Source organism: Bombilactobacillus apium (assembly GCF_013385145.1).
GTDB lineage: Bacteria > Bacillota > Bacilli > Lactobacillales > Lactobacillaceae > Bombilactobacillus > Bombilactobacillus apium.
In genome coordinates this window covers 161872-175951 of record NZ_JABZEC010000004.1, presented here as the reverse complement: position 1 = coordinate 175951, position 14080 = coordinate 161872, and the positions used below count along the sequence as shown (strand labels likewise).

General features: G+C 42.2%; 11 protein-coding genes and 1 pseudogene. 9 read left to right on the top strand and 3 right to left on the bottom strand.

The window, feature by feature from the left end; all coding sequences use genetic code 11:
• Positions 1-74 precede the first annotated feature (74 nt).
• Positions 75-950 carry an NAD(P)-dependent oxidoreductase gene (locus tag HU830_RS05640; protein WP_176942803.1) on the top strand — a complete coding sequence of 292 codons (876 nt, stop codon included), beginning with the start codon at positions 75-77 and terminating at the stop codon, positions 948-950.
• 124 nt (positions 951-1074) lie between these two features.
• Positions 1075-2022: an NAD-dependent epimerase/dehydratase family protein gene (locus tag HU830_RS05635; RefSeq protein WP_176942802.1), complete on the top strand. Its 948-nt coding sequence runs from the start codon at positions 1075-1077 to the stop codon at positions 2020-2022.
• A gap of 79 nt (positions 2023-2101) precedes the next feature.
• Here the strand turns inward: HU830_RS05635 and HU830_RS09205 are convergent, their stop codons facing one another.
• Both HU830_RS09205 and HU830_RS05630 read right to left on the bottom strand, forming a co-directional pair.
• A complete protein-coding gene (locus tag HU830_RS09205; protein WP_407647493.1) occupies positions 2102-2437 on the bottom strand; it encodes a GNAT family N-acetyltransferase in 336 nt (111 codons plus the stop codon).
• Between the two features lie 717 nt (positions 2438-3154).
• Positions 3155-3916 (bottom strand): pyrroline-5-carboxylate reductase family protein, encoded by a 762-nt coding sequence (locus tag HU830_RS05630; protein WP_176942801.1) that lies wholly within the window; start codon positions 3914-3916, stop codon positions 3155-3157.
• A gap of 162 nt (positions 3917-4078) precedes the next feature.
• Here HU830_RS05630 and HU830_RS05625 point away from each other — a divergent pair, with 162 nt between their 5' ends.
• From HU830_RS05625 to cydC, 5 genes are all read left to right on the top strand, one after another.
• The gene (locus HU830_RS05625) at positions 4079-4858 is read left to right on the top strand and encodes a hypothetical protein (RefSeq protein WP_176942800.1); all 780 of its coding nucleotides are present in this window, start codon (positions 4079-4081) and stop codon (positions 4856-4858) included.
• A 420-nt stretch (positions 4859-5278) separates the two neighbouring features.
• Positions 5279-6733 carry a cytochrome ubiquinol oxidase subunit I gene (locus HU830_RS05620; protein ID WP_176942799.1) on the top strand — a complete coding sequence of 485 codons (1455 nt, stop codon included), beginning with the start codon at positions 5279-5281 and terminating at the stop codon, positions 6731-6733.
• Positions 6733-7746, top strand: coding sequence for a cytochrome d ubiquinol oxidase subunit II (cydB, locus tag HU830_RS05615; protein ID WP_176942798.1), 1014 nt, complete (start codon positions 6733-6735; stop codon positions 7744-7746). Before HU830_RS05620 ends, cydB begins: the two co-directional genes overlap by 1 nt.
• Positions 7747-7749: 3 nt before the next feature.
• Positions 7750-9480, top strand: a complete 1731-nt coding sequence (cydD, locus tag HU830_RS05610) for a thiol reductant ABC exporter subunit CydD (protein WP_176942797.1) — start codon at positions 7750-7752, stop codon at positions 9478-9480.
• The gene (cydC, locus tag HU830_RS05605; protein WP_176942796.1) at positions 9480-11219 is read left to right on the top strand and encodes a thiol reductant ABC exporter subunit CydC; all 1740 of its coding nucleotides are present in this window, start codon (positions 9480-9482) and stop codon (positions 11217-11219) included. Before cydD ends, cydC begins: the two co-directional genes overlap by 1 nt.
• A gap of 63 nt (positions 11220-11282) precedes the next feature.
• On the opposite strand, the gene HU830_RS05600 is transcribed toward cydC, so the two are convergent.
• Positions 11283-12260 carry a polyprenyl synthetase family protein gene (locus tag HU830_RS05600; RefSeq protein ID WP_176942795.1) on the bottom strand — a complete coding sequence of 326 codons (978 nt, stop codon included), beginning with the start codon at positions 12258-12260 and terminating at the stop codon, positions 11283-11285.
• 71 nt (positions 12261-12331) lie between these two features.
• Here HU830_RS05600 and HU830_RS05595 point away from each other — a divergent pair, with 71 nt between their 5' ends.
• Together HU830_RS05595 and HU830_RS05590 are read left to right on the top strand one after the other, a co-directional pair.
• A complete protein-coding gene (locus tag HU830_RS05595) occupies positions 12332-13246 on the top strand; it encodes a 1,4-dihydroxy-2-naphthoate polyprenyltransferase (protein WP_176942794.1) in 915 nt (304 codons plus the stop codon).
• A gap of 32 nt (positions 13247-13278) precedes the next feature.
• A pseudogene (locus tag HU830_RS05590) lies at positions 13279-13925 on the top strand (type 1 glutamine amidotransferase).
• Positions 13926-14080 lie beyond the last annotated feature (155 nt).

Genomic DNA, 14080 nt, shown 5'->3' with positions numbered 1-14080 from the left:
AGCTTAGGAAAAGAAAGCATCTTCCAGCTCCTGGCCAATTGTGGTTGGGAGTCCTTCTCGAGGAGGCAAAAATAATGGTAAAAATTGGTTTTATTGGCACGGGTGTAATGGGTAACGCAATCGCGCAAAACCTGATCAACGCTGAATATGATCTGGTAGTCTACAATCGGACCCCTGAAAAAGCAGATAATTTAGTCGCGCAAGGTGCTCAATGGCAACCAAATCCTCAAGCCGTAGCCGAAGCCAGTGATCTTGTCTTTACGATGCTCGGCTTCCCTAAAGATGTTGAAGAAGTCTACTTCGACGATCACGGAATTTTTGCAGCTGACGTCCAAAATAAGATTCTAGTTGATATGACAACTTCTAAGCCCAAACTCGCCCAACAGATTTTTCAAAAAGGCCAAGAAGTGGGGGCTCAAGTTGTCGATGCCCCAGTTTCTGGCGGCGATGTGGGTGCCAAAAACGCCAGCCTGACAATCATGGTCGGCGGCGATCAAGCAAGTTATGAAAAACTCCAGCCAATTTTTGCAATCATTGGTTCGAAAACTAATTACTTTGGGCCGGCTGGTTCCGGACAAAACGCGAAAATGGCCAACCAAATTATGATTGCGGGCACCATGACGGGAATGTGTGAATCTTTAGCCTACGCGCAAAAGGCCGGTTTAGATTTACAAGAAACTTTAGACACCATCTCGGCCGGTAGTGCCGCCAATTGGAGTTTGGCTAATTATGGTCCGCGGATCCTCAAAGAAGATTGGCAACCGGGCTTTTTCAGCAAGCACTTCTTAAAGGATCTGCGAATTGCTTTAGATTCTGCTGACGAAATGGATCTTGATCTTCCCGCTACCGAAACAGCGAAGAAACTTTATAAAAAACTCGTCAAAGATTATCATGGCGGCAACGACGGCACCCAAGCCTTGATCAAGCTTTGGTGGGCTGAAGAAGATTAGTCTCCCAGATATTTTGCCAATAATTTTAATATTTTTCGTCCCAGCAATGGTATTTGATTTTCGATATCACTGCTGTTTGAGGTCTTTTTAGAAAGCGTATGCAAAAAGTAAGGAGATTACTAGCATGAAAATTCTTGTCCTTGGTGGCTATGGTCATATTGGTTCTTATTTGGTTCCCAAACTAATTCAACAAGGTTGGGAAGTTACCGCTGTCAGTCGCGGTTCACAACATCCCTACACCACTAGTCTTGCTTGGAAGCAGGTCGTCCATCTCACCGCGGATCGCTCGCAGGCTGATTTTAACCAAAAAGTCGCAGCCGTTAATGCTGATGTGGTCGTCGATTTAATTAGCTTTACCAAGCAAAATACAGTTTCCCTAGTCCAAACTCTAAAAAAAACTAATTGTTCTCACTATCTATTCTGTTCTTCCATCTGGGCTCATGGTCGCGCAGACGTCCTTCCAGTCAAACCAAATACAATTAAAGAACCTCTAGACGATTACGGCAAAGAAAAATACGCCAGTGAATTATTTCTAAAAGAAGAATATCGTCAACATGATTTTCCGGCCACCATTATCATGCCCGGACAAATTTCCGGACCGGGATGGACAATTATTAATCCTGAAGGTAATGAACGTCTCCAACCTTTCCAGTTAATTGCTAGCGGTCAAGCAATTCACTTGCCTAATTTTGGGATGGAAACCCTCCATCACGTTCATGCGGATGATGTTGCCCAAATGTTTTTGGCAGCGATCACCCACCGTAATCAAGCCCTGGGCGAAAGCTTTCATGCTGTTGGCAAACAATCGATCACCCTCTATGGCTACGCCCAGCATATGTATCAATTTTTCGGAACTGAAGCTAAAATCCAATTTCTACCTTGGCCTGAGTGGAAAGAGCTGATTGCTAGTCCTGCGGATATTGAAAAAACTTACTACCATATTGCTCGCAGTGGTAATTATAGTTTGACCAACGCTGAACAACTGCTTGATTACCAGCCTAAATATTCGATTACAAAGACCATCGATGCCGCTGTCAACAGCTACCTGGAGCGAAAATTAATTAAAGTTTAAATTAATCTTCGTGGAGCTTTGTGTTTAAAAAGACTCTTTTTTGACCTTTACCCAAAACGTAAAAAAAGAAGTTAACAATTTAACGGGAACAATCGGCGTCTAATACTTTGAACTCTTTCAGTGTAAATTCATAGATGAACTGTGTTCCTGATTTTCCTTGTCTTCGTGGACCAATATCCCGATAACCAGCTCGGCGGTATAATGCTTGAGCCGCAAAATTAGCATGATTTACCACCAAGATTATCCGAGTAGCAAAGCAAAATTTTTTTCTCACATAACTTGGCACTTGATTCATAGCCGCAAGAGCCATACCTAATCTTTTATAGCTATCATCTATTGAAAGTGCTTTAAGTAAAACATCACTCTGTTTCCCACCGAATGTTTTAGAACCATCAAAAACATGTAAACAAAAAATCCCACTAATACGTCATCATTTAAAATCATCATCGGCGTTCGATTCTGGTTCATCTTTGCTTTTCTTATAACAGTGCTCGGCGGAGTAGTATATTTTGATTATTTAATTTATAATACTGCACTAGTTTTTTATTCTCTAGAGTCTCTGTGTACTTTAATATTTTTACTGACAATTCAACCAGACTCTGGTCTCAATCTATTTTTCGTCACTAAGCTGTAACAAGACTTTTCCCTTTTCTCACTGCTCATATTTTAAATTACTTCTTAAAGATAGTACGAATATTATTCATAAGGTAGATTCTGGCAGAAGCTAAGCAACTCTCGGTAAACTTTTCGGATTATTTTACGCTGAATATCTGTAATTACGTGACGGGAATCATTCATTTTGTTTTTTTAAAAAAGAAAAAATCAGAAATCCAAGAAGCACTCAATATTATTAAGCACTTTGAACAAAATATAGAACCATATCAAGTCGGCCTGAAATGTTGGAAAATCAATCTTTGATAAATCTTAATTCTCTGAGCAAGTCCTTTTTATTTTTCCTAGAATACTCTGTAATTAAACAACTTTTGATTGTTTGCGAATCCGCATTTAAACAAATTAGGCAGTCAATCACCATTCGAATATGAACAGTAACTAACTGCCTAAATAACTTTCTTATTAGTTCCAACTTATGGAGTAAAGATTGAAAAAAGTTCTTTGATATTAAATGTTACTTTTAAGCATTCGCCGCATTGACCGCTTGAATTAGAGCGTTACGAAAGCCGGTTTCTTCAAGCTTTACCACGCCGCGAATAGTCGAGCCACCGGGGGTGGCAACTTGGTCCTTGAGTTGGGCCGGGTGTTGCCCTTTTTCTTGAGCTAGACTAGCGGTGCCAACTAACATCTGGTTAATAATTTCTTCGGCTTGATCGCGAGCAATTCCATTTTGAACGGCAACATCACTTAAAGCATCCATCATTACCGCTACAAAAGCTGGAGTACAACCGGCAACCGTGCCATAAGTTCCTAACAAATCTTCGCTAACGACATAAGTCTGCCCTAAACGGTTAAATGATTTCGTAACTTGTTCTTGAATGGCCGTCGGAGTTTCCTTAGGAAAAGTTAAAGCTGTAATTCCTTGGTCAATTTGCACCGGAGTATTGGGAATTGCTTTGACAAAGTGCGCCGGGGCGACCTCTTGAGCAATCGTGGCCAAATCTCCTCCGGAAACAGAGACAATGATTCCCGAGTATTGTCCAGCTAACTCGCTAAAAATAGTTGCTAAGGCAGGGGTCGGAACCGCAATAATCACCATTTGCGCGGCTTGGAAGTCGGAATAATTTTCAACTAAAGTTAAACCATATTTTTGAGCGACTCGCTGAGCAGATTGATGCGCGGTCGTTTTGACCAGTAAATCAGTTGGCTGAACTCCCGCCTGCAACCAACCTTGCATCAGGGCTTGGGCAATTCGGCCCGCGCCGACAAAAGCAATTTTCATATTTGAACACTCCTCTACTATTCTTGACTTGAGGATAACACATTTTAAAAGCTTACCATAATAGAAGATAAGTGATTAACAATGGTCTCTAATTTCAGATTGCGGTAAAATAAAGATATTTAATTCAATAATTATGGTAATTTCTCTAGGGGGACTTACGCGATGAAAACAACCAACTTAATTAGTGGCTTCGCCTTAATCATCATGGCGATCGGAATTTTAATTGATTATCAACTGACGGGATTAATTTTAGTTTTAACTGGCTATGCCGATATCAGTAACGCAACACCGGCCGTGGTGGCTTTTAGTTTCTGGATTGCGGGCTTGATTAACATTATTTTTTATAATCAAAAAAGATTTAATTTTAGCCTCGTGAGCCTGATCGTCATTGCTCTAGGCATTTGCCTCGGCTTTCTCAATCAGGCTAATTTTCCTAGTCTCGTTCTTTGGCTTAGTGCTGGCTTGGCAATTGGGATCTTTATTTGTCTGGCTAATTTCATCAATCAGTATTTCTTGCGGCCTAAGATTGGCCCCAACGGTCAAGCCCACAGTACAAGCTATTATGAAAAAGATGCCAGTTCAGCGGACGTGAAATATCAAACTATCGCTCAATTTGCGACAAACCCACAAAAAAAACCGACGCCTACGCGGCAAAAGAAGACTTCGGCGCCGACGAAAACTGTTCCTACAGCAGAAAAGGCCATCTCGGCACGCTCCGCAAAGGCAGCTCCCCAAAAAGACAGTCAAGCACTAGCACCCGTACCGACTCCCACCCCTAAAAAAACGAACTCTCCAGATTCCAAAATATCTTCTTGGCGGCGACCTAAAAAAAGCCCGGCCCCAGCAACTAAAAAAATGGCAGCTACGGCGCCTGACGAAACTGCTCCCACCGTACCAATTAAAAAAACTGGTAAACGGAGTTTCAAAACTAAACGGCACTAAAGCTTGAAAAACTTTTTTTAATTAATTTTCCTTCACATTTTAGTCACATTTTTTGCTTACCATATAAGTGTAGTTATTTTTAAATTAGCTACACTATATAAATGTTATTCACATCCTTACTCCTCCCGGAAATGACAATTATGTTGTCATTTCTTTTTTTGTTTTTAATTACCTGCTCAGCCGTGTGGAAAGTTTGGGCGACTTAGACTTTTTAATTTTAAAAAGTTTTCCTATTTTTCATAGTTGCTAAAAATTAATTTTCACTTGAAATTTATTAATAAAATTAAATTAGTAGCCATCGTTTATATAAAATAAAATTTAGTTCTTACAATAATAGTCACTCTTTTTATTGTAATTAACGGGCAATAAACGTATCATGGTGTTGGATAGATATTAGTTAATTGAAGGAGTGTGAAAGAAATGTTAACAATAGGGGTATCTTTGTTATCGCTAGCGCGATTTCAATTTGCGATGACCACTATTTTCCATTTCTTCTTTGTCCCATTTTCTATTGGTATGGGTTTTCTGGTGGCAATTATGGAAACTCTCTATGCCATCAAAAAAGATGAAATCTTTAAGAAAATGGCACAATTTTGGGGGAAGATTTTTTTACTTAGTTTTGCGGTGGGGATTGTCACCGGTTTAATCCAAGAGTTTCAATTTGGAATGAACTGGTCGAATTATTCTCGTTTTATGGGCGATATTTTTGGCGCCCCCTTAGCGATTGAAGCTTTACTGGCTTTCTTTTTGGAGTCCACCTTTATTGGCGTTTGGATGTTTACTTGGGATCGCTTCAAACCAGGAATTCATGCCGCCTTTATTTGGTTAGTTTCCATTGGCACGATGTTGTCAGCCATCTGGATTTTAGCGGCCAATAGTTTCATGCAGCATCCGACTGGCTTCACGATTAACAGCAGCACCCATCGGGTTCAAATGACCAACTTCATGGACATCATTGGCAATCCCCAGTTATGGCGGGTTTTCCCCCATTTGATCTTGGGGGCCTTTACAACAGCTGCTTTTGTGATTGCGGGAATGAGCGCTTGGGCCTTAATTCGGAAGCAAAAAGATCACCAGTTCTTTAAACGTTCCTTACGCTTTGGTTTATGGTTTGGTTTAGTTGCCGCTTTAGGAACGGTCATTGCTGGCGACTTCCAAACTCAACAAATTATTCAAGATCAACCAATGAAATTCGCTGCTACTGAAGGGGAGTATCAAGATACCGGTTCACCCGCTTCTTGGAAAATTGTAGCTACTTTTGATACTAAGAATCATAAAGTCGATCACGAGATTGCCGTTCCTTATATGTTGAGCCTTTTGACCTACCACAAATTCGACGGTGGGATTAAGGGGATGAATACCCTCAACAAAGAATTAAAAGCTAAGTTCGATAACAATTCCAGTAAGAGTATTCGCGATTTGAAAGACTTCTATGTCCCAACAACCAGCATTTTCTGGAGTTTCCGCTTCATGGCTGGTTTTGGCGCCCTCTTTGTTCTAGTCGCCCTCTTGGGCCTCTTCTGGTCGCGCAAAAAGCACGATACTTTACTCGATAAAAGTTGGTTTATGTATATTTTAGGTTTCATGATCTGGCTACCATTTATCGCCAATACTTGTGGCTGGCTTGTCACTGAATTAGGACGTTATCCTTGGATTGTTTACGGTTTGTACACGATCGCCGATGCGGTTTCGCCGGCAACCACTACGGGACAATTATGGTTCAGTAATATCTTGTACTTCTTATTATTCACCCTCTTAGGGGGAATAATGGTTTACTATTCTCGGCAAACCTTGCACCACGGTTTAGACTCTTTGGATGGTCCTAAAAAGGCTCCCGTTAGTTCGGATCCCTTCATGAAGGAGGCTTTTAACTAATGACTACTTTACAACTAGTTTGGTTCCTTTTAATTTGTGTTCTCTTTGTCGGCTTCTTCTTTCTGGAAGGTTTCGACTTCGGGGTCGGTATGGCGTCAGGGATTATTGCCCGCACTGACGCAGAAAAAGACACCATGTTACACATTATTGGTCCCCACTGGGTCGTTAATGAAACTTGGTTGGTAACCGCCGGGGGGGCGATGTTTGCTTCCTTCCCCCTGTGGTATGCTAGTCTATTTTCCAGTTACTATATTATGTTCTTATTAGTCTTAACCGGCTTGATTCTTCGAGGAGTTTCTTTTGAGTTTGCCGGTCATGCTGAGACTCAAAAAGGCCGGCACTTTTGGTACAACATGTTCGTCTTCGGGAGTTTCTTTGCTCCCTTCATTCTCTGCATGATTTTCTTCAGTATGATTCAAGGAGTACCTCTTGATGCCAATGGCGACGGACAATTGATGTTCTTTGACTTCGTCAATTGGTTATCAATTGTCGGTGGGGTTGCCGGAGTTTTGATGTCCGTGATTCATGGTCTCAATTACACGCGGCTAACAACCACAGGGATCTTACGGGAACGGGCCCAAAAGTTAAATCGAATTTTATATCCGGTTCTCTTTGTTGGCGAAGTAGTTTTTGCCCTTTTGGTTATTTTCCAAACCGATTTCTTCACGGCTAAACCAATTTCCAGCACGATTATTACCTTATTAATCGTGGTTATGTCCCTTGTCGGAGCTTGGGGAGTCTACCAAGATCGCGAAATTTCCAGTTTACTGGGGAGCGGTCTCTCCCTCGCCTTTGTGGTAATTTTGATTTTTAACGGTCTCTTCCCACGGGTGATGATTGCGACTAATCCTGCCCACAATATTCTCATCAAAGATGCCGCTTCTTCACCGATGGCCTTACAAATTATGACCATTGTGGTTTGTGTTTTACTGCCAATTGTCCTAATTTACTTCATCTGGTCCTACGTCATTTTTGCTCACCGAGTACCGTCAGATAAGAAAGTTGTAGAATAAACTATGATTGATAAACGCCTGTTTCAATTACCAGGTGTAAAATCACTCTTTAAATTGCTTGCAGGATTAACCCTCCTGCAAGCTTTTATGATTTTACTCCAAGCTAGCTTCTTAACCACCGCTCTCGTCAATTCTTGGAAACGCCAACCACTGGCCACTTTACTTGGACCAATGTTTGCCTTCTTTATCGCTTTGGCTTTGCGTCACGGTCTAACTTGGATCAAAAGTCGCCTTTTAGATCGCTTTGCGACTCAAACCAGCGAGAACTTGCGGCAACAATTACTGGACCAGATTTACACTAATGGGGCTCAATTAGCTGCTAGTCAAGGAACCGGGAATTTAGTAACCGTGGCCTTAGATGGTTTAGACGAAGTCGATAATTATCTTAATCTGATTTTATCGAAATTTATGAATATGATGATTATTCCGTGGGTGATTTTAGTCTACGTTTTCTTTCAAGATGTAACTTCAGGGATTATTTTAATTCTGGTCTTTCCGGTAATTATCCTATTTATGATTATTCTCGGCTATGCTGCTCAAGCGAAAGCAGATTCCCAATATGCGGAATATGTGGTTTTATCCAACCATTTCTTAGATGCTCTAAGGGGTCTGACGACTCTTAAAATGTTGGGCCTCAGCAAACGCTATACCAAAAACATTTATCAAGTTAGTGAGAAGTATCGGCAAAAAACCATGAGTACTTTACGGATTGCCATTCTCTCGACTTTCGCCTTGGATTGGTTCACAACCCTCTCCATCGCTTTATTGGCGGTTTTCCTGGGATTGGCTCTGATGAAAGGTTCCCTCCCCCTCTATCCGGCGTTAGTTACCTTAATTCTGGCACCGGAATATTTCTTACCGCTGCGCGACTTCGCGGGAGATTATCACGCCACCCTTAATGGTAAAAATGCCTTTACTCAAATTATGGAACTGCTTCATCTTCCAACGATTACTAATCGCCAACAATTACCGGCGAGCCCCTGGCAAGCTGACAGCCAATTAGAAATTAAAAATCTCAATTTTCAATATGACCCCCGGACTGCCTCAGCTAACTTACAGGATTTAACTTTTTCTTTACACGGCTTTCAACATGTCGGAATTATTGGTCCTTCGGGGGCCGGTAAATCGACCCTCCTCCAAACTCTGAGCGGTTTTTTAGTTCCCCAAGGGGGCAGCATTAAGTTAAACGGCCATTCTTTGGACCATCTCGCCCAAGAAGAGTGGCAAAAACAATTCGCTTATTTACCGCAAAATCCTTATCTTTTCCGAGCAACAATTGCCGATAATATCCGCTTCTATGAACCCCAAGCTTCCGAACAAGCAGTCGCACAAGCTGCTGCCCAAGCCGGTTTGAAAACCTTCTTAGCCAGCCTTCCCCAAGGATTAGAAACTGTCGTCGGCGAAGGGGGACGGGGAATTTCTGGCGGCCAAGCCCAAAGAATTATGCTGGCCCGCGCTTTTCTCGCCCAAGAACGGCGGGTCTTAATCTTTGATGAGCCCACAGCTCACTTAGATATTGAAACTGAGTATGCTTTGAAACAAAGTATAGTGCCCCTAATGGAGCAACACTTAGTTCTCTTTGCGACTCATCGTCTCCACTGGCTCCAACAGATGGACTATATTATCGTTATGGATCACGGTCAAATTGTGACTCAAGGTCCGCGGGCGACTTTGATGCAAGAAAAACAAGGTCCCTTCTTTGACCTAATCACGCAAATGCGAGGTGACTTCTAATGTGGAAACAAGATACTTGGGTGAAACCCTATCTCAAACAATATAAATTTCTCCTCGCGACGGTCTTGCTGCTCGGAGTTTTGACCACCGTTTGTGGGGGCGCTTTAATGTTCACCTCGGGTTATACAATCGACAAATCAGCGACCCATCCCTATAATATTCTGATGATTTACCCGGCAATTTTAATGACTCGAGCCTTTGGAATTGGCCGGCCAACTTTTAAGTATATCGAACGTTTACGCAGCCATAATTGGGTCTTGAAAGTAACCTCTAAATTACGGACACGTCTTTATCAAACTGTCGAACAAGACGCCGCCTTTTTTGAAGAAAAATACCAAAGTGGCAATCTTCTGGGCCTCTTATCCGAAGATATTGCCCATTTACAAAATCTCTATTTGCGCACGGTCTTCCCGACGGTTGTCGGTCTGCTCTTAGTCGTCATTGTGACCTTGGGAATTGGCTATTTCAGTTGGCAATTTGGTCTGTTGGTCGGAATCTTGTTACTCTTTGAAGCTTTAGTAGTGCCCTTATTATCGACTGCGGTCGAAGCTGGACGCCGAACCCAGCAAAAACAATTTAAAGATCAACTCTACACTAATCTTACTGATAATATTTTGGGCGCTAATGACTGGCTGCTTTCGGGACGAAAGAAAGACTTTCAAACTGCCACCCAAAAGACAGTTCAAGAACTTAATACTTCTAAATTAAGCAGCCGCCAGTTTCGCTGGCAACGTGATTGGGCTTTACAGATTGGTTTAGGAATTATTTATCTAGTTTTGTTGGTTTTTACCAACCTTTACTTCACCCAAAATACCGAAGCCGCCAATTACACTGCGGCTTTTGTCCTCGCCCTGGCACCGGTCGGAGAAACGATTGTCGCTATTAGCCAAGGTTTTGAAGAATACCCCGCTTATCAAGATTCCGTGCGGCGCTTAAATAATCTCCAGCCAACTGCTCTCACTTTACCAGCCCAAAAACAGTTAGCGGTAGCTGACTTTCAGACCTTGGAATTAAGTAATCTAGAATTTGAATACGGGACTGATACCCCCACTTTGGTCCACAACTTCTCTCAAACAATTCATCGCGGAGAAAAATTAGCCTTGATTGGTCCCAGTGGCAGTGGGAAAACAACAATTCTGCAATTAATCAACGGGGATCTCGTCCCCCAACGCGGCCAAGTTGAATTAAATGGGATCAATGTCCGCCAATTACAAGAAAACTCCGAACCCCTTTTTTCCTTTTTAAACCAAAAACCCTTCTTATTCAACACTTCCATTTTGAATAATGTTCGCCTAGGAAATGAAGCTCAATCGGATGCGGCAGTGAAAGCGGCCCTGAAAGCGGTCCGCCTCGACCAGACCATTGAAGCCCTCCCGCAAGGCTACGACACTTACGTTCAGGAAGCTGGGGCGCGTTTTTCGGGGGGGGAAAGGCAACGGATCGCTTTGGCCCGGATCTTACTTCGGGATGCGCCTATTGTCTTATTGGACGAACCCACTGTCGGCTTAGATGCAATTACCGAAAATGCCTTACTGCAAACTATTTTCGAAGTTTTAGCTGATAAGACGATTATTTGGGTCACTCATCATCTCCAAGGAGTTAAACATGTCGACCAAGTTATTTTCTGGCAGCACGGCCAAGTTGAAATGGCCGGTAGTCCCCAAGAATTAATGCGTACTAATCAGCACTTCCAGACGCTCTACCAAATGGATCAAGGTCTTCCAGAGAATCTCACCTAAGATAAAAGGTCGGAATAACAAAAAAACGTCGAGAAAATTATCTCGGCGTTTTTTAGATTTCATTTATTGTTGGCGTTTCAACAACTTCCGGGTCAAATAAGCTAACTCTTGGCGAATCCGTCCCTGGGGCAAATCTTGAATTAAGACTTGCGCCTTTTGCGTATACTTGAAGGCTAACTCCTGGGCAGCGGTCAATCCGCCCAAATCTTCAACCCATTGAGCTACTTGTTGACACTCTTGGCTGGTCAAGTCGGGATGTTCCTGCAAGAAATTGTGTAAACTTTGATCTTGATCAGCTTGTAAAGCATAGATTAAGGGAATCGTGTAGACCCCATTTTTTAAATCTTCCAGATGGGGTTTTCCGACCTGCCATTGACCACGATAATCCAAAATATCATCTTCAATTTGAAAAGCCATTCCCAGATTATGCCCAATAAAACGCGCATGATGGATCAACCGAGCTTCGGCGTGCCCTAATTGAGCCCCGAATTGCGCACTTAATTCCAGTAATTGCGCTGTCTTCCCACTCACTTCGTGTAAGTACATTTTGACAGTGGCGTCAAGATTGCGATTAATCTGGAGTTGATCTAATTCGCCCAATAAAATCTTGCGCATCCCCTGAGCATTAAGTAAAATTTGTTCCCGGTTTTGAGCTACTTGACCAATTAAACTAAAATAGGCCGTCATTAAATAATCTCCCGCATAAATAGCATTCCGATCACCTAAGCGCCGTTGAATTGTGGGAACGTGGCGGCGTAAGTCAGCATCATCAATTACATCATCATGAATCAAAGTTGCTAGGTGTAAAATTTCAATTGCGGCCGCCGCCGGGAGAATTTGAGGCGAATCACGATCCGGACCCAATTGGCTAAATAACAATAAGCAGGCCGGACGTAACATCTTGCCACCACTTAAAACTTGTTGTCGCACTAAGTCATCGAGCGGCTGCGGTAAGGGCCGAATTTGTTCTAAAATTAGCGTTTGGACTGTTTGTAACTGGGCTTCAATTTTGGGAAAGGGCTTCCAAATCGGATTAATCATCGCTTGCCACCTTTACATGTATTATAATCAAATACAAGTATAGCAAAAAATAGCGGAGGATTTTTGATAAATTGAATGTGAAAGTCTTTTTGGAATTAATTGAAATCAAAGCAAAAACCGCCAGCATTTTCCCATGTTTACTAGGAATTGCTTACGCTCAATATCATTTTCAGCACCTGAACGCCCTCAACTCGATAATTTTTTTTATCGCCATGCTCTTATTTAATATGGCGGTTGATATTAACGATAATTATTGGGATTATCAAAACGCGGCCCACCATTCCGAATTTCGCGAAAAAACTAACGTAATCGGGGTCAACCATCTCGATATTCACAAAATTGCCTGGCTTAATTACGGTTTCATGTTCCTAGCAGCTATTTTAGGGATCATTTTGGTTAGTCGAACCGGTTGGATCCTCCTAGCTTTGGGAATCTTTTGTTTCGCGATTGGCTTTCTCTATGCCGGCGGCCCCTATCCGCTCGATTCTCTGCCGGTCGGGGAATTTTGTTCCGGTTTCACGATGGGCTTCATGATTTTTCTGATTGCAGTTTACATTAATGTTTCTTCGTTAGTCACCTTTAACTGGCAATTCGTCGGTCCCATTCTTTGGGCTTCCGGACTCAGCGCCTGTGCCATTGGCTCCTTATTACTGGCCAATAATATTTGCGACTATCAAGAAGATTTAGATTTAAAACGGCATACCATCGTTCGCTATCTCGGGGTGCGCAAAAGTCTCTATTTTTACGCTGCCTTGTTAATTGGCGGCTACCTTTTACTTTTGAGTGTAATGATTGTTGGCATTTTACCGTGGACTTTCATCCTTACTTTCCTGATCTTGCCGATCATTTACCGCAATACCCGGGAATTATTCCACGCCCAAATTAAAACCAAAACTTTTATCTATGCCGTTAAAAATCTCTTCTTGATTACTTTCGTCCAAGTAATTAGTTTTGGTCTGGGATTACTTTGGCAAGCTTGGTTCTAAAATCCAAAAAGAAGCTGAACTGATGTGTTTAAATATTCGCCAACATACTTCCCAGGACCATTCTTAACTGGGCTCATGCACGCCACTATGATCCTTACATTTACCATCCCTATCAATTTGGCCATCTTCCCCGCGCTAAAGAGACTGATTTCTTAGCCATCTTAGGCAGGCCGATGAGCCCCAATGATGATTTAGACTGGATTCACGCCGAACGAGAGCTAATTCAAGAGCTCCTTATGCAAAAAAAACCCCCTTTGGGGCTTGCTTCGAGGCGCAACAAATCACCAAAACAATGGGCCTTCCGGTTCAAAAAGCTCCAGCCAAAGAAGTTGGCTGGGCCCCAGTTAAGCGGCAAAGTCCCTTAATTCCTGACTTACCAGAAGAATTTTTGACCTTACATTGGCATGAAGAAATGTTCTACTTACCTGCTGAGGCAGCCTTACTCTTTTCCAGCGCTGCTCTCGACAATCAGACTTTCGTCTGGCAGCATCGGATAGCTGGTTTCCAATTTCATTGTGAACTTCAAGCTGATAATCTCCGGGAAATGGTCGTCAACGATTACCCTTATTTCGCTGGTTCAATTTTCCAGCAAGATGCGACCAGTATTTTACAAACTCCGATTCCTGAGGCCGGCCGCCAATTCTTATTTCAGGTCTTAGATTATATCACTGCTCAATAAAAAACCTATGCGAAAATTTTAAAGTGCTCCTAATAGTTAAACACTATTAAAGAGTGCTTTTTTATCACTAAAGATTCAGTTTCTAGAGGTATTTTAGAAGCTCAAGCTTCATGGCAAAATTACGAAAAACTATTGCTGCTACCTAAAAATATTTC

Bases quoted from the DNA above. Each gene is read 5' to 3' on its own strand.
- HU830_RS05640 (WP_176942803.1), top strand. From the start codon at position 75: ATGGTAAAAATTGGTTTTATTGGCACGGGTGTAATGGGTAACGCAATC.
- HU830_RS05635 (WP_176942802.1), top strand. From the start codon at position 1,075: ATGAAAATTCTTGTCCTTGGTGGCTATGGTCATATTGGTTCTTATTTG.
- HU830_RS05630 (WP_176942801.1), bottom strand. From the start codon at position 3,916: ATGAAAATTGCTTTTGTCGGCGCGGGCCGAATTGCCCAAGCCCTGATG.
- HU830_RS05625 (WP_176942800.1), top strand. From the start codon at position 4,079: ATGAAAACAACCAACTTAATTAGTGGCTTCGCCTTAATCATCATGGCG.
- HU830_RS05620 (WP_176942799.1), top strand. From the start codon at position 5,279: ATGTTAACAATAGGGGTATCTTTGTTATCGCTAGCGCGATTTCAATTT.
- cydB (WP_176942798.1), top strand. From the start codon at position 6,733: ATGACTACTTTACAACTAGTTTGGTTCCTTTTAATTTGTGTTCTCTTT.
- cydD (WP_176942797.1), top strand. From the start codon at position 7,750: ATGATTGATAAACGCCTGTTTCAATTACCAGGTGTAAAATCACTCTTT.
- cydC (WP_176942796.1), top strand. From the start codon at position 9,480: ATGTGGAAACAAGATACTTGGGTGAAACCCTATCTCAAACAATATAAA.
- HU830_RS05600 (WP_176942795.1), bottom strand. From the start codon at position 12,260: ATGATTAATCCGATTTGGAAGCCCTTTCCCAAAATTGAAGCCCAGTTA.